The 14,672-nt window shown below is 63.3% G+C and carries 22 protein-coding genes and 1 pseudogene; 3 read left to right on the top strand and 20 right to left on the bottom strand.

Going from position 1 to position 14,672, the window contains the following annotated elements; all coding sequences use genetic code 11:
• Positions 1-192 precede the first annotated feature (192 nt).
• The 13 genes and pseudogenes from NMB96_RS20805 to NMB96_RS20745 all read right to left on the bottom strand — a co-directional run bounded on the left by NMB96_RS20805 (position 193) and on the right by NMB96_RS20745 (position 6,195).
• Positions 193-417, bottom strand: coding sequence for a hypothetical protein (locus NMB96_RS20805; RefSeq protein WP_023903408.1), 225 nt, complete (start codon positions 415-417; stop codon positions 193-195).
• A complete protein-coding gene (locus NMB96_RS20800; RefSeq protein ID WP_023903409.1) occupies positions 414-686 on the bottom strand; it encodes a hypothetical protein in 273 nt (90 codons plus the stop codon). The genes NMB96_RS20805 and NMB96_RS20800 overlap by 4 nt, the downstream gene beginning before the upstream one ends.
• Positions 679-855, bottom strand: a complete 177-nt coding sequence (locus NMB96_RS20795; RefSeq protein WP_043889091.1) for a hypothetical protein — start codon at positions 853-855, stop codon at positions 679-681. The genes NMB96_RS20800 and NMB96_RS20795 overlap by 8 nt, the downstream gene beginning before the upstream one ends.
• A complete protein-coding gene (locus NMB96_RS20790) occupies positions 848-1,255 on the bottom strand; it encodes a hypothetical protein (protein WP_023903411.1) in 408 nt (135 codons plus the stop codon). Before NMB96_RS20790 ends, NMB96_RS20795 begins: the two co-directional genes overlap by 8 nt.
• A 77-nt stretch (positions 1,256-1,332) precedes the next feature.
• On the bottom strand, positions 1,333-1,596 hold the full coding sequence (locus NMB96_RS20785; protein WP_023903412.1) for a hypothetical protein: 264 nt from the start codon (positions 1,594-1,596) through the stop codon (positions 1,333-1,335).
• Positions 1,593-1,871, bottom strand: coding sequence for a hypothetical protein (locus NMB96_RS20780; protein ID WP_023903413.1), 279 nt, complete (start codon positions 1,869-1,871; stop codon positions 1,593-1,595). The genes NMB96_RS20785 and NMB96_RS20780 overlap by 4 nt, the downstream gene beginning before the upstream one ends.
• Positions 1,868-2,086 carry a hypothetical protein gene (locus NMB96_RS20775; protein ID WP_023903414.1) on the bottom strand — a complete coding sequence of 73 codons (219 nt, stop codon included), beginning with the start codon at positions 2,084-2,086 and terminating at the stop codon, positions 1,868-1,870. The genes NMB96_RS20780 and NMB96_RS20775 overlap by 4 nt, the downstream gene beginning before the upstream one ends.
• Positions 2,087-2,406: 320 nt before the next feature.
• Positions 2,407-5,103, bottom strand: coding sequence for a toprim domain-containing protein (locus tag NMB96_RS20770; protein WP_023903415.1), 2,697 nt, complete (start codon positions 5,101-5,103; stop codon positions 2,407-2,409).
• 10 nt (positions 5,104-5,113) lie between these two features.
• The gene (locus NMB96_RS20765; protein ID WP_043889092.1) at positions 5,114-5,326 is read right to left on the bottom strand and encodes a hypothetical protein; all 213 of its coding nucleotides are present in this window, start codon (positions 5,324-5,326) and stop codon (positions 5,114-5,116) included.
• Positions 5,323-5,601 carry a hypothetical protein gene (locus tag NMB96_RS20760; RefSeq protein WP_023903417.1) on the bottom strand — a complete coding sequence of 93 codons (279 nt, stop codon included), beginning with the start codon at positions 5,599-5,601 and terminating at the stop codon, positions 5,323-5,325. Before NMB96_RS20760 ends, NMB96_RS20765 begins: the two co-directional genes overlap by 4 nt.
• Before the next feature lie 10 nt (positions 5,602-5,611).
• On the bottom strand, positions 5,612-5,812 hold the full coding sequence (locus NMB96_RS20755) for a hypothetical protein (protein ID WP_255086998.1): 201 nt from the start codon (positions 5,810-5,812) through the stop codon (positions 5,612-5,614).
• A 24-nt stretch (positions 5,813-5,836) separates the two neighbouring features.
• Positions 5,837-5,932: pseudogene (locus tag NMB96_RS20750) on the bottom strand (ogr/Delta-like zinc finger family protein); the annotation flags it as partial.
• Between the two features lie 2 nt (positions 5,933-5,934).
• Positions 5,935-6,195, bottom strand: a complete 261-nt coding sequence (locus NMB96_RS20745) for a helix-turn-helix domain-containing protein (RefSeq protein WP_043889093.1) — start codon at positions 6,193-6,195, stop codon at positions 5,935-5,937.
• Between the two features lie 73 nt (positions 6,196-6,268).
• Here NMB96_RS20745 and NMB96_RS20740 point away from each other — a divergent pair, with 73 nt between their 5' ends.
• The 3 genes from NMB96_RS20740 (at position 6,269) to NMB96_RS20730 (ending at position 8,220) form a co-directional block, all read left to right on the top strand.
• Positions 6,269-6,700: a helix-turn-helix domain-containing protein gene (locus tag NMB96_RS20740; protein WP_023903419.1), complete on the top strand. Its 432-nt coding sequence runs from the start codon at positions 6,269-6,271 to the stop codon at positions 6,698-6,700.
• Positions 6,701-6,795: 95 nt separating this feature from the next.
• Positions 6,796-7,266, top strand: a complete 471-nt coding sequence (locus tag NMB96_RS20735) for a hypothetical protein (protein WP_255085538.1) — start codon at positions 6,796-6,798, stop codon at positions 7,264-7,266.
• A gap of 663 nt (positions 7,267-7,929) precedes the next feature.
• On the top strand, positions 7,930-8,220 hold the full coding sequence (locus NMB96_RS20730) for a hypothetical protein (protein WP_225970118.1): 291 nt from the start codon (positions 7,930-7,932) through the stop codon (positions 8,218-8,220).
• Here NMB96_RS20730 and NMB96_RS20725 read toward each other — a convergent pair.
• Genes NMB96_RS20725 through NMB96_RS20695 form a run of 7 tightly spaced genes read right to left on the bottom strand, consistent with a single transcriptional unit; the run spans position 8,194 to position 14,667 of the window.
• Entirely contained in the window at positions 8,194-9,180 is a 987-nt protein-coding gene (locus NMB96_RS20725) for a phage late control D family protein (protein WP_023904846.1), read from the bottom strand. The two genes, NMB96_RS20730 and NMB96_RS20725, sit on opposite strands and share 27 nt — an antisense overlap.
• Positions 9,177-9,578: a phage tail protein gene (locus NMB96_RS20720; RefSeq protein ID WP_005929505.1), complete on the bottom strand. Its 402-nt coding sequence runs from the start codon at positions 9,576-9,578 to the stop codon at positions 9,177-9,179. The genes NMB96_RS20725 and NMB96_RS20720 overlap by 4 nt, the downstream gene beginning before the upstream one ends.
• 12 nt (positions 9,579-9,590) lie before the next feature.
• Positions 9,591-12,461: a phage tail tape measure protein gene (locus tag NMB96_RS20715; protein WP_023904845.1), complete on the bottom strand. Its 2,871-nt coding sequence runs from the start codon at positions 12,459-12,461 to the stop codon at positions 9,591-9,593.
• A 29-nt stretch (positions 12,462-12,490) separates the two neighbouring features.
• The gene (locus NMB96_RS20710) at positions 12,491-12,604 is read right to left on the bottom strand and encodes a GpE family phage tail protein (protein WP_011258456.1); all 114 of its coding nucleotides are present in this window, start codon (positions 12,602-12,604) and stop codon (positions 12,491-12,493) included.
• A gap of 8 nt (positions 12,605-12,612) precedes the next feature.
• A complete protein-coding gene (locus tag NMB96_RS20705) occupies positions 12,613-12,915 on the bottom strand; it encodes a phage tail assembly protein (protein ID WP_023904844.1) in 303 nt (100 codons plus the stop codon).
• Positions 12,916-12,960: 45 nt separating this feature from the next.
• Positions 12,961-13,470: a phage major tail tube protein gene (locus NMB96_RS20700; protein ID WP_023904843.1), complete on the bottom strand. Its 510-nt coding sequence runs from the start codon at positions 13,468-13,470 to the stop codon at positions 12,961-12,963.
• A gap of 30 nt (positions 13,471-13,500) precedes the next feature.
• Positions 13,501-14,667 carry a phage tail sheath protein gene (locus NMB96_RS20695; RefSeq protein WP_023904842.1) on the bottom strand — a complete coding sequence of 389 codons (1,167 nt, stop codon included), beginning with the start codon at positions 14,665-14,667 and terminating at the stop codon, positions 13,501-13,503.
• Positions 14,668-14,672 lie beyond the last annotated feature (5 nt).

Raw genomic sequence — 14,672 nt, 5'->3', positions numbered from 1 at the left:
CGCGGATCCCGTTGCCACGTCGCCACTCGGCGATGGCCAGCTCGAAGCTGGGATGCTTCTGCGTGCGCCCGCAGGCGCACTCCACGAAGTGCCCGCCACCAGCCTCAGGACGGCGAAGGTCGAGGATGTGGCGCGCGGTGTGGCCGTTCCTACAGCCCGGCAGTGGTGTGTTGTGGTCGACCTGACGTTGCGTCACGGTACCTCCCGGCGCAATGCGCGTTCGGCATCCCGCAGATGCTGCACGGTGTCGGAGTCGATACGGTCCAGCGCCTCGGCGATGGTGTAGTCCATCTCGGCCAGCCAATCGGCACGATTCAGCACCAGAGCGGCGGTCAGCGCTTCTCCGGTAGACAAAGGACCAGGCTCTCCCATACGCGCAGCCGCGCGAGCAACCTCGATCGTGCGCTGCAGGTTCATGGCTGCGTCCTCCATGCGGTGCCGAGCTGGGCGCGTGCTTCCTCGACACGCATGAGGCGCAACCCCCAGCGCACCGACAAGGTACTGGCTTGCTGATCGTCGCAGGTCAGGATCAGTTGCCCGGAAGACTCCAGGCGATCAGCGCGGAACGTGAACAACATTTCGTCCAGTTCGATGACCTCCTGCAGGCCGAGTTCTCGACATAGAGCCTCGGCGTTGAGAGATTTGCAGCTGCCCTGCGGGCCGAGAAGGATGACCGACTCAGCCATGAGCAGCCTCCCGCCTTACAGCCATGTGGGTGCGGCGACGCAGGCGCTGCGGGATCTGCCCTACGGCCAGCCCGATATATGCGGTATGCGTCGGGCGCGAGATCCACAGGCGGTAGAGCAGCGCGCCGCCGATCGTCGGCGCAATCATGATCAGGGCCAAATTAAGCATGCGCCACCTCCCGCGCGGCAGCAGCGATCGCCGCCTCGGCGGCAGCGGTCGGGCGGCGCGGCAGCATGTTGGCCAGGTCGAAAGGAAAATCCAGATCGTCCATAAATTCGGCCAACGCATTGCTGATCCGGCCGGCCTCGCTGGTTAGGCGTGGGCCGCTGATCAGCTTCCATTCTTTGCCAGGGCCTCGGCGGCGCTCCCAGCGCTGGGCGGCACTGCTGTGCTGCCCCATGGTCAGAGCGGCCACCGCCACTACCGCGTCGTGGGTGATGTAGAGCGTGGCGATCGCGCTGCAGTCCTTGCCTGCGGCTAAGTCGAAGTCGGCTCCGACGGGCGTGGTAGCCTCCTGGTAGGGTCCGGCACTGGAAATCTGCGGGCGTGTGACAGCGTGCTGTTGCATGTGGCTCTCCTCGAGCTTCGTTGATGGAAGGTCCAGGGGCGGTGTTGACGCACCGCCCGCCGGACCCGCTGGAACGGTCAGATCAAATCGGCGCCGGTTGGCGGCTTGGTGGGTTCACGCAGGTGCCTGGCGCCGCAGGCGATGTCGAGCAACTCTTCGCGCATGAAATCGGCAACAGCGGCGATGCCGTCGTGGCTGATTCCTGCACGTGTGGCGATGTTGTGATTGAGAGTGGCAAGCAAGCTGGCTGCTTGCTGCACGCGCCATAGGCGGTCGTGTTCTTCTTCGCTGATCGTGTAATCGGCGTCTTCTGGATAAGCGAGTGCCTGCGCCGTGTTCATCGTGCGGTTCCGTTGGCGCCTGCTTGTTTCTGCAGCCAGGTGAGCACCTCGACTGCACGATCTACACGCATGCAGACATGCAGCCGGCCCAGCACCACGCTCTGCGCATCGCCACCCAGCAACACGTCATCAAAGCCAGTGGCTTCGCAGGCGATCAGCACCGGTGCCACGTCGTGCTGCGCATCGGAATGCAGCATTGCCAGCACATAGCCCTGCATCATCTCGAAGCTGAGGATGACGCCTGCGCAGACGCGAAATTGCTTGTTGGCGCTCATCGCTGCGCCTCCGTATACGCAGCATCGACGACAGCGATCGCTGCAGCAACGTCAGCAAGCGTGAGGGCGTGGATGGCCTTACCAGTGCCTTCGAGGCGCGCCATCAGGCTCAGCCACGCGGCATGGTTCCATTCGAGGGTGTTGGCGATCAGGCCGAAATAGTGTGCGACCTGGCGCGCCGCAGACGCGGGCGCTTCTTGGGTGTCGTAGGACATGCTGGACTCCTGAGTAGATTGGAGTCCGCCAACCCGCTGCCAAGCAGGGTGGCGGACGGCACGGGTTGGCAGACCGGACTCAGGAGCCGGCAGGGCCGAAGCCCTCCACGTACCGCCCGCCATAAAGATGGCAAGCACGTGCCCGGCGCGATGCAGGGCAACAAAAAAGCGCCTTGCATCGGTCGATGGGCGCTGGTGCGCCTGAGTAATCGGGCTGCCAAGCCCGGTCGCCGATTGTGCGGCGACGAAGTAATGGTTGCTCCGATCCTGGGCGGATGTCAACGAAAATTTCCCAAAATTTCCAACATGAGAAAGCGCGCTCATTTCTGAAACACCCAGCACTTCACGGTGGTGCCGACGCCGGTCAGATCGTCCTTGAGGACGGCGCTGTTGACGGCCACGTTTGCGCCCATGAACTTGTGCCGGCGCGAGTCCCCGAGCAGCGCACGTAGCACCTTGAGATCGGGTACTGGCTGACTGAATTGCGAAGCACGTGCAGCGAAGTGATTGAGGTTGATCGCAATGCGCTGCGCGTCGCGGCTGTGATTGACCACAGCTTTGCCGTGGCCGGTCGCCTCGAGGTATTCGTAGACCTCCCAGAATTCGTTGACCATCGCGTGGTCTGCGCTGATCGCCTTTTGTCGTTCCAGCGCCATGTCCAACAACGCGAGCCGCGTCTGCTCGACCATGTCGTCAGGTAGAGCGACAACCAGGCGCAGACAGTCGAACAGCGCCAGCATCTGCGCATGGTTCTTGATGACGCGTTCAAGGCGTAGATCTTGCTGAGCGCGAAGCTTGGCCTCAAATACCTTCACCCGCTCAGCGAACAGATCGAGGATTGCGCGCTCTTGGCGAATGGCACGCACGAGGAAGTGGCTGACTTCTTCGACCTGCAGCGCGTTGAGGTTGTCGGCCGCGATACGGCTTTCGGTGGTGACCTGCGGTCGCTTGAAGTGCAACTTCACGATGCGCGTGAGGATCGCCTCGCTGGCGTCCACCGCAGCGTTCTGTGTGATCACGATCGTGCCGCGAAACGGTGGCTCGTAGGTCTCGTTGCCGCCGTTGCGCACGCCGCGCGTTGCTAGGGTGCCGCCGCCGAAGAAGTCCTTCAGCTCATCCCACTCGAACGTCTTGGAGTGCGCTTTGTCCGGCTCGCTGCGGTCGGCCTCCAGCAGGACGACCGGCATGCCGGACACCTGGCCCATGGCGCGTGCACGGCCGGCCTTGGACGACTTGGCCGGGTCGAAGCCTTCGTAGTCCGAGCGGCCCAGCAGCTTCCACAGGAACGTCAACAGCGTGGTCTTGCCGGCGCCGGCTTCACCGGTGGCTTCAAGGAACGGAAAGCTCTTGTGCCCGGCGCGGATCTGCTCGGCGAACAACGAGCCAAACCAGAACGTCATGGCGACCATGCCGTGCGTGCCGAAGCACTGCCACAGCCATGGTAGCCAATCCACGCGGAAAGCCTCGGCGTCGCGCTGGATCTCCAATCGGATGGACTTCTGCGTGGTCTTCAAGCGCAGCTTGTCGAACTCGAAGTAGTCCTCCTCGTTGGCCGTCACCAGCTCTCCGTCGCGCACAGCCATATCGCCGAGCAGGTAGGCGCGGTGTTCCTTGCTGTAGCCCACGAAGTCGATGGCATCGACCGTCTTGATTGCCTCGGTTTGCTCCTCGATCAGGCGGTCCAACTGGTGGCCGGTGCCGGTGAACATGGCGCCGGCGGCCAGCGAGATGAGACGCTTTTTGAACTCGGACGCGCTGGAGACATGACCACCGGTAAAGGTGCCCTTTACGCTAGGGCCGTCGTGCGGAAAATCGACGCGGAAGTAGTACCAGCTCTCATCCGTGACTTCCTGGCGTTGGAAGTACAGCGCCTCGGGGTAGCAGTTGGCGATTTTCTGGACTGAACAGGCGGCGCGCTTGATCTTCTTCAGATCCTCGGCTGCAACCTCGTCGCCGTCGTCGGCATCGATGTCCCCCAGCTTCTCCTTGCGCAGCTTGTCGAAGCGCTGCGTGTCGAAATCGAACCAGTACAGGCGTGAGCGGTACTCCAGCCAGAAGTCGTTGCGGCCGTCGTGCTCGAACATCAGCAGGCCTTTGTCTACCGCCGAGCGGGCCACGAGCAGGTCGCCCTGGTAGCGGGCTTCCTTGACGTCGTTGTCCCACTGCTTGGGATCGTCCGACGCGATAGCGCGCAGATGTAGGTCGTTCCAGTCGGTCTTCTTGCTATCGCGCTGGACGATCTGCGCGGCCCGCGAGTCGAAGCCCAACGCTGCTGCACGCTTGATGTGCTTGTGCGTGTACGCACGGGCGCCTGGCTCGTTGTCCAGTGCCCACACAAGCGTCGGAAGATCGGCCATGCGTGCCTTGCACAGCTCGCGCAGCGATTCCTCTGGGAATGCGTTGGAAGACATGGCCGATACCGCGCACACGCCGTGCTGCAGGAGCGCGATCGCATCGAAGATGCCCTCAACGATCCACACCTCGCGTGCCGTCTGCATGGCTGTCAGCGCGGCAGGCGCCGCCCACCACACACCCGCATAGCTCTGGCCTGGAGCAAAGCGCGCCTTCTGTTTGCCGAAGCGGTGCGGGCGATCGATCAGGCGCTCCCACCAGCCGCCCTTGACCAGCGCAAAGCGCACGGTTGCGGTGCCGGCGCTGATCTTGCGATCGTAGTGGCTGTCCTGGGTGTAGAGACCTTTCAGCGGCGCCAGGTCGAAACCACGCGAGAACTGCAGGTAAGCATCGGCTGCAGCATTGGGAGCCGCAGGCGTTGGCTGAAAGCGCTTGGACCAGTCGTCGAACAGGTCGTCATACAGATCCTTGACGTGCAGTTCGCGCCCGCACTTGGATTGACGGCCGCACTTCACCACCCATGGCTTGAGATGGTTGGTGTAGAGCTCTTTTTTGCTGCACGACGGGCACTTGCCGCCGCGCATGTACTCGGTACCACTCCGGTGCTTGAGTCCGTAATCCCGCTCTAGTCGGGACAGCACCTGTTGCCGCAGATCCTCTTGCATCGAAACTTCCTTAGACGCCGAGCCGGCGCTGAGGCGCGAGCGAAGCTGTGGCGTTGTCGATCACGAGATAAGCGCCGCCGGCACGGCGGTGCGCGTCAACGGCAGCAGCTAGAAGGCGCGCCTCTTCGTGTTTGGCGTGCGGCGCGATGCGCTGCGGCACATTGCTTGCCGCATCTACGAATCGCGGCTCCTGTGCGGTGAACCAGCTATTGGCGTGCATCACGAGCCGACCTCACTGTTTGCGAGTTGGAGATGGAACAAAACGGCTGCGGCATCGGTCAGCACGACAAGGCGCTCATTGGTGCCGTCAGACGTTGCAAGTCCTTCGCGCATGAGGGTGGCCACCACGACCGCACCGAAGCGCTGCGCGGTCTGCGCAGGCGCATTGCGGCCGATGTAACCGTGCTCGGTTTTCAACAGGCCGCCATGAACTAGCGCGACTTCCAGGCAAAGCTTCGCCGTGGGCGGCAATGCCGCCCAATCAAGGGTCTTTCGCATTAGGGGTGCCTCAGATGTGAGGGAAGAACGGCTCGCCGCTCACGGGAATCAGATCCAGCTGACGGTCGCCGAGCGACTCGCGGTAGGCCTGTAGCGCCTGGGCGCGTTGGAGCGCCGGTGTCGGTGGAAGCTCGCTGTGTGAGGTGGGCACGCCGCTGGGGCTGGCAATACCGGTCAACTCCGAATGGCCTGTGTAAGTAGCGCCACACATCGGGTTCTCGCACACATAGGAGTCATGCCGAAGGAACTTATGTGCGAGGAAGCTGGTGCGTTTGATGAGCCTTGCGCTACAGGCCTCGCAGCGGAAGACGATTTTTTTCCGACCGAACATGCTCACCCCCTAGAGTGCTTGGAAGTTTGGACTTTTGCGGCATAATTCGGCGGTGCTTTGAGGCCGAGTGCAATTGCAGCTGTGTGCGAATCTCCGTACTTGCCTTGCGAGCGGCCTCGGAGCAGATCGTCGACAACAGTGCGATTCACCCCAAGTTGCCGGGCGAATCCAGAGACCGTAATGCCGTTGGACACCAACCATTCCCGCGCCTCTGCTGTGGTTCGAGGATGGAACTGCTGCTGAGATTGCACGTTGCGGGGCATCGGTGGCGGTCGTCTGTGGTTTTGGAAATTGTTGGTGTTAACACCAACTTTGTCAATATGAGGAAAAACCTTAGTGACTGTAGGGAAACGCCTGAAGGAAGAACGGAAGCGCCTGCGCCTTACGCAGCAGGAGATGGCCGACGCTTGTGGCATCTCGAAGTGGGCACAGCTTTACTTCGAGAAGGACCAGAACATGCCCGGAGGAGCTTATTTATTGGCTGCACACGCGCGTGGTGTGGACATCGTGTACGTGCTGTTGGAGCACCGGATGGAGTTAGACCCTTCCGAGGCGGCGCTGGTGGCCGCGTTCCGCGCGGCGCCGCAGGAGATGCGCGCTGCGATGCTGGACAACCTTGGACTTGCAAGGAATGTCAGTGAGAGAGCTGCGCCTGTGGTGACGTTTAACGACAACAGCCGGGTGGGTCATATGGTGACCACCACGGCTGCGATCAATCAAAGCAACATGCAGATCAACATGGGTGGCCGGAAAAAAAAGAAGTCGTGATCGAACTGCAGATCGGACAGCTGGTCCTCGCAAAAGAGTGCGTTATCGGCAGTTACCCGGTGACGTTTAGGCTTTAAATTGCAAAGGTGTCAGGAATGGGAACCAATTCGCACAACGCGCCTACGCATGTCGGAGTGAGCGACTCAGAAGTCGGACAGCTCAACGTTGCTGAGCGCATCGAACAGCATTACCACGTTGAGTCTGCACCGCCCGCAGAGGTGTCGCTGTCCGCTTTGCAGTTTGCTTACAGCACTTCTGAAGAAACGCTAAGGCAGGCGCGCTTTTGGTCAGCAGTGTGTTCGCTTCCGTGGATGGCGCTGACAGCGTTTATCTGGGCGACGCTGCCCCACCAACTGCCACCAAGCTCCACTTCGCTGGATCTTCTCGTCTATGTGCTGGTCTTTGCTTTGATTCCCTTGACCACTCGCTTTTGTATGCTTGACCACCTAAAGATAAAGAAAAATCATTGGCAGCATGTGATCGATGCAGAGACGCAGATCATGACGGATTTGCATCACCGGATAGTTCGCGAAAAAGCGCGGCTCCGAGTGCTCTTGCGCGGATAGCAGACCATGCATGCCTGCTACGCCGCTTGGGTATCCAGCCTGGTGCGGGTGTTAGGCCGTTTTCCCTTTTTCTCTAGCAACTTACAGGATCTTGGCAGATGGACATACGAAAATCCTTTCTTGGGCAATACCTCTACGTCGTAGCCATCAACCAGGGACTTATGAGTCGCGAAATTGCGGATTCTCTCGCGAGGTATGACAGAGACACTTTCCTGTGGCTTCTTGAAGCTCGTGTTGAGCATCTTCAATCAGAGGCGCAGTCTGATACTGCATTCTTTTCTCCTGAGTACTACGCAAGCGGAGTCGAGAGTGCGCGCGAGGTCATTGACAATATAGACGCCATCCTTGCGCAAGCGGCCTAACAATTCATTCAGGCCGAATCCGCTTCGCGGGTCGGCTTAATTCAGGCGTAGGGCGTCAAAAAAAAGCCGCCGGTATATGCCGGCGGCTTTTCAAGGTGTCGGCGCACGGCTCCTTGCGATCCATTCGCCGCCGTCCTGGCAGCGCGAAATGACCTGACATCCATGAGCGAAGCTACAGAGGCTATGTCTGACTGGATATCAGGGAAGTCCTACACAAGCTGTAGGTGATGCACCGATGAAACGGGCTCTGCAGCGGGCGTACAATTCGCAGCACTTAGATTAACGATGCATGGATGCGGACATGATTCGACAGGTTGGTGATTACGTTCTGACGGCACACGCAGCTACCGTCGACGCTATGTTCTTTCCGGAAATACTGGTATCAAGAATTGGTGGTTTGACGCTGCACCAATACTGGTTGCCGACGTCGGGTTTTGCCACATACGCCCGTGCTGTTGCGCATGCTCAGGATCAGCTGATGGGATGCGGAGTATCGAGCGATGGTTCGCTGTTGATGTGTCACACCGGATCGAAGGATACGCCAGTGACAGAGTTGCGCGAACACTCACGACGCACTTTCCAACTCAAGTGAAGTGTTGAAGCCGCTTGAGCCGGTGATGGCGTGGGTTGTCTTCGCAATCAGCCAGCGTTGCCGATCAATTTCCGGCTTGAAACCGCTCACCGTGACGATGTGCTCTGGAAAGAGATCAGGGCGCCCGACTGCGAGGGTGTAATCGAACTTTGCCATGCCGCGCTTGACCCGCTCCAGCTCCGCATGCGCATGCTGGCGTGCCGTCGCCTCATCTGCATACGACTCGCGCAGGCGCTTGGCGTTGTCATCCGTGCCAACTAGCACCGACTGCCGCCGCGCCTTGCCTTTGTCTACCCAGTACGCACGCACGCCGGTGTAGGCATCGCGGTCGGCCACGGAGTAGCGGTGTTGGTCGCCGTCGCGCCGCGTCAGGGTGACAGTCGGCAGCGGTTTGCCGGTCGCCGTGGTGCCGGCGCCGATCGGCGCAAACAGCAACGCACCGGCCTTCACTGTGGCCACCGCATCGAAGCGCTGCCCTAAACGTGTAAGCAGATTCATATCGCTCTCGTTGGCCTGGTCGAGATGAGGCAGCTTTGTGCGCGCGAGCGCCTCGGCCACGCGCGGCGTCAGCCCATGCTCGCCGGCGAGCGTATTGAGCACTGCACCCAGCGTGGTGTTGTGCCAGCTGCGTTCGCGCCGCGTGCGCATGTCTGCAGTCAGATCCGCACTACGCGCGCGCACGGTGATGATGTCGGGCGCACCGCTGTATTCCACCTCGTCCACGATGAAGGTGCCTTTGTCGATCAGGCCGGTAGCTTTCCAGCCCAGCGCCACGGCCAGGCGCACGCCGCGTTTGGGCAGCGCCATCTTGCCGTCGTGGTCGTGGATGCGCAGATCCAGTTGGTCGGCTTCGCCGCCACGGCATTCAGTGAGGGTGAGATCGAGCAGGCGCGGTGCGATGCGCTCGGTGAGGTCGGTCCCGTCGAGCACTACGCGCCACTGCGGAATCGGGTAGCTCATGCGGCGGTCGCCTCGGGCGCAACGTCGTCGGTGCGGCGCAGGCTCAGTTGGAACTCGACGCGGCGCGGTGTGCCATCCGGGAAGAACAGCGAGGCCGTCTCGTTGACCGCCAGCAACACATACGGCCCATACACCCAGCCGGTGCCGTCGACCAGCGGCAGCGGCTCGCCGGCGGCTGCGAGTCTGCGCAGCGTGGTCAGCGATCCACGCGAGCCGGTCAGGTCCGGCGCGATCAGGCCTGATAGCTCGATGGTTTCATCGCCTGGACCCAGGAACTGGCTGGCCGCTCGCGCGCCGACACGCTCGCTGGTGGGGTGGCGCCAACTCATCTGCCGCTGCAGCTGCAGATACGCGGCGCTATCGAGGGCAAACACAAACGTGCCGTAGGACATCATCATCGGGGTGGATCCTCAGTCGTCGCGCAGGCTGGAACGGCGGGTGGCCACCGCGCGGCGTTCGCGCTCTTCGATCTGGCGGGCGACTTCGCGCGCCAGTGCAGTCGCATCCATGCCCGGTGCGGCATGGACGTGGATGACGTAGCTGTTGCCGCCTGCATGCGCGCTGGCGGCGCGCGTAGGGGCCGACAGCGGCGCCCGGCTGTCGATCGCCGTCACCGGCGCTGTGGCAGTTGCCAGGGCCAGGCCGGCGCCCACCGCACGCATCCGGTTGCCAAGCGCCATGACGGCCTGCACAGGCGCGCCCTGGCCGCGCTGCAGACCCACGCTCAGGCCCTGCATGGTGAAGTCGCCCAGCTGGGCGAACACGCGCGAGGGGCTGTGGATGCCCAGCAGGCCCTTGAAGCGATCGACCACGCCGGTGCCGACGCTGGCGATCGCATTGCTGGCGGCGCCGAGCTTGGAGCGGATGCCCTGGACAAGACCGCTGATCATGTCGGCGCCGGCCTGCAGCATCCGGGCCGGCCAGTTGGCCAGCTGCAGGTTGATGCCGGCCCACAGCTGCAGCAGCCCTTGGCGGATGCGATCGCCGTTGCCGGTGAACACGCCCACGATCAGCGACCACGTGCCCTGGACGGTTTGCCACACGCCGCCGAGGATCTGCTTGATCACTGGCAGCACAAACACAAACGCCTGCACCAGCCAGCCGATCGCCTTGACGGCTAGCTGCAGCTGGGTGACCAGCACCGCGCCAATGATCTGCCCGAAGCCGCGACCTGCCTGCGTTGCACCGTGCAACTGCGCGGTGGTGGCCTCGAACGGCGTCAGCAGCTGCTTGACCCACGCCCAGGCTTGGCCCATCGCAGCGGCCACGGTGTCCCACACCGGCGCCAGTGGCGCGAGCGCGGTCTTCAGCTCGGCGAGCACCGGCGCGGCAACATCAACGATGCCTTGCCACACACCGATGGCGAACGCCTTGATCGGCCCCCAGTATTTCCACACCAGCAGCGCCACCGCAGCGACGGCCGCGCCGATCGCCAGCACCGGCAGGCTGACGCCGCCGAGCAGCGGCAGCAGCAGGCGCGCGCCATTGGCGAGCATCGGCAGCACACGGCCGCCGAACGCCAGCCCCTGCCGCAGCAGCGCACCCAAGCCGCCACCGCCGGACAGCAGTGCTACCGCACCGTGGATCTGCGAGAACGCCATCGCGGCCACGCCGCCGGCCACCAGCAGCCCGCCCAGAATCGTGACCAGCGCGGCGCCGGCGATCGCCGTCTTGGCGATCGCACCCACCAGCACCGGATTGGCGCGGATCCACGTCGTGACCTGGCCGACCACCGCAGCCGTGCGCTCTGTCAGTTGCTTGAACTGCGGCAGCAGGGTCTGGCCGATCGATTGCGACACCACCACAGCGGTGTTCTTCAGCAACTGCAGCGAGTTGGCCGAGGTGGCCACCCGCGATGCGTACTCGGCCGACATCGATCCGCCATAGCGCTGTGCGTCAGCCACCTTGGCGAAGTTGCCCTGCAGCAGCTCCAAATTAGTCAGCAGCGGCGCGATCGCGCCGATCGACTCGCGCCCGAACAGCTGCGTCATGGTCGCGGCCTGCTCGGCCTTGGGCAGTGCGCGCAGCTTCTGCAGCACCGACATGATCGCCCCGCCTGCATCCTTCTGCATGACCTCGGCCATGGTGGTGGCCTTGATGCTGAGCTTGTCAAAGGCCTCGCGCTGGCTCTTGGTGGCCGATTCGCCCGATGCCAGGGTGAGTAGCATGTTCTTGATGCCGGTGGCCGAGACTTCCGACTCGATGCCCATGCCGGCGACAGTGGCGCCCAGGGCCGCCAGCGGCCCGCTCTGCAGGCCGGCGACCTCGCCGAGGGCACCAATGCGGTTCACCACCGCGCTGATCTTGTTGACGCTGGCCGGGCCGGTATTGCCGAGGTAGTTGATCTTGTCGGCCAGCACGACGACTTCGGCCTGGCCCATGCGAAACGCTGTGCGCCAGGTGGCCATGGTCTGGCCGGCGTCCTCGGCGCTGCTGTCGAAGGCCACGCCCATCTTGGCCGCGTCCTCGGCGAAGCGGACCAGCTCCTGGCGCGGGATGGCGGCCTGGCCGGCGGCCGCCACGATCTTGGCAATCTCGGCCGGAAGCATCGGCAGGCGCATGGAGAGGTTTTCGACATCTCGCCCCATCTGCAAGAACTGCTGCGGCGTCTTGAAGTCCACGACCTTGCGCACGTCCGCCATGGCCGACTCGAACTCCATCGCATCGCTGATCGGCAGCGCAGTGGCACCCAGTGCGCGCTGGCCGGCGAATGCCATGCCGGCGCCGTAGGCGCTCGCCTGCAGGCCAGCGCTCTGGATCCGGGCGCTGCGCCGTTGCGCAGCATCGATCGCCGCCAGGCGCTGCTGCTGGGCGCGCATCGCAGTGTTGGTGCTCTCGATCTCAGTGCGCAGGCGGCGCTCATGTGTGACCAGCTCGCGCGTGCTGATCCCGGCCGTCTCCAAACGACCACGCAGTCGCTGTAGGCCAGCTTCCTGCGCGCCGTGGACGGTCTTGAGTTCGCGTGCGGTGCGCACGGCGCGTTCGAACTCGGCATTCATGGCAGCGGTGGGCGTGCCGGTGGCCTTGATCTGCTGAGCAAGCGTGCGCACCGATTGGCGCTGCGCATCGAGCGCGGTCTTGGCCCGCTGTGCCAACGCCACCTGTTCGCGATAGGCGCCGATGTCGCGGTGCTGGCTGTTGAGCTGCCGCAACGCGTCGCGCTGACTGCGCAGTGCGGTGGCAACGCCACGGCTGCCATTGAGCACACGGCGGAACGGGCCGGTGGCGCGATCGACGGCGGCCAGGATGACCTGCAGGCGCAGATTGTCGGAGGCCGCCATTTAGGCGGCCTCGTTCGTTGGGTGATGCATCATTCGGCTCCGCTTCTTAGGCGGGCACGCTCGCGCCACGCCGTGAGTTCGTGCAGCGACCAGCCGTTCATTTCAGACGGCGGCCAGTGGAAGATGGCCGCGATGTCGGCCATCGCATCCTCTACGCAGTCGGGAAATCCGCTTCCCTCTGGGCCTTCGGCAAGAAAAAAACCTGCACCTCTTGGCCTACCGCCAGCAGGTCGGCCGGATCCATCGCATTGACGTCGGCGGTGGTCAGCGTGGGCGAGGAAATGCGCGGCAGCAGTGTTGCCAGCGCGGTGACATCCAGCTGCAGCACGTCGGTGAGCTTGAGGCCGCGCAGTTCGCCTGCGCCGGGCTTGCGCACCTTGAGGTCGGTGATGGTTTGCTCGCCGCGCGCGATGGGCTGGTCGAGGGGAATGGCTGGGGAAAAGGTCGGGGTCATCGGAAGGTCTCAAGGCGGAGGCCCGGCGGCGCCAGGCCGGAAGGGTCAGGCGCCGATGGCGCGGCGGTGAGGGGCGAGCAGATCCACGCCGTTGACGATCTCGATCATGTTCATCAGATCGATCTCGATTACGGGCACGCCATTGATACTCAGCTTGTAGTAGCTGGCCGAGGTCTTGACCGAAAACTCGGTGTCATCGCCTGACTTGGCGTTACCCGGATCAATCTCTTTGTGGCGGCCGCGCACCACCACTTCCACCGCGTCCACATCGCCGCTGTCGTCGCGCTGATAGGCGCCGGCAAAGCGCAGCTGCACGGCGTTGTGCGTGGTGGCGCCGTACTGATTCAGTACGCTGCGCATCAGGCCGCCGCACTTCCATTCGAGCTCGATCTTCTCCTGGCCGAAGTCGATGTCGACCGGGCCATTCATACCGCCGCCGCGATACTCCTCCATCTTGCGGGACAGCGTGGGCAGCTTCACTTCGACCACCTGGCCGAGATAGCTCTCACCGTCGTTGAACAGGTTGAGCGCTTTGAGTTTCTTGGGCAAAGCCATGGGGTTCTCCGGGAATCTGAGGCGGGTGCGTTACGCGTTGACGCGTTCGGCGAAGTCGGCCAGGTAGCTGGTGGTGATCTTCTTGTACAGCTGCAAGTTCTCCAGCGGTGGCACCGGCGTGTAGTCGTAATCGATGCGCAGCGCGCCATCGGCGAGCGTGGTGGCGCTGTTGACCATGCCGTCGTACCAGGCGTTGGCATCGATCAAGTAGCCCGACGACTTCAGGTCGCGGAACTTGGCGTTGATCGTTTCGATCAGATCCCTGACCAGCGAGGGGTGCATCGGTTTGTCGACGTAGAACGCCACGCCTTCGGCGATGGTGTCGGCCAGGATCTGCGCGGTGCGCGTGGCCGTCTCGAAGGCGAACATGTTGTCCTCCGCGCACGTGCGCGATCCCCAGAAGCGCTGGCCGTTGAACGTCACCAGCGTGGTGATGTCGCCCTCGTTGAGGATGCCGGCATCGGTGGCCGGATCCTGCAGATCCCAATGCACATCCTTGGAGATGCCGGTGACGCCAGCCACGGGCACGTTGGACAGGCTCTTGTGCCAGCCCTGTTCGGTGTCGATCTTGGCGCGCAGGCCGAGCGCACGCGCAGTGGCATATGCCGCCGTCGTGGTGCTGGTAGCGGTGTCGAAAGCCAGGAAGTCCGGCCAGATCAGCATCAACTCGCGATCGCTGAACTGCCCACGGTAGGTGACCGCCTCGGCCACGGTGTCTGCGACAGGCCGCGCATACGCCATGGCGCGCAGCTTCTTGGCGATGGTCGCCAATGCCTTGGCCACCGGCAGCGTGTCCAGGCCCGGCGCGCCCAGGATGCGCGGGCGAACGCCCAGCTGCGCTTGCGCGGCGAGCAGCGCATACAGGCCGGTGTAACCGCTGGACTTGGCCTCGCCGATGACGTTGGTGGACGTCTTGGCCGCATCTGCGTCCTCGGCCACACGCACGACGATGGTCACCGGGTTGGTCTGGTCGGCAATGCCCTGCAGCGTGGCGCGCAACGTGCCCTTGGTGCCGGCACTGGCGATGGCACCGAGCACATCGGTGATCAGCACTGCCTTGTTGAGTGGAAAGACTTTCTCATCCGCATCGGCGGCCGTTGCGACCAGGCCGACGACAGCAGTGGAGACGGTGCGGATGGTGCGCGTGCCCGCGCTGACTTCGATGACGCGGACGCCGTGGTGGTAGGCAGTAGACATAGGTT

This window comes from Xanthomonas hortorum, from assembly GCF_024339125.1.
Lineage (GTDB): Bacteria > Pseudomonadota > Gammaproteobacteria > Xanthomonadales > Xanthomonadaceae > Xanthomonas > Xanthomonas hortorum.
Note: the sequence above shows the minus strand (reverse complement) of the source record. Positions and strands in the feature narration are given on the sequence as shown.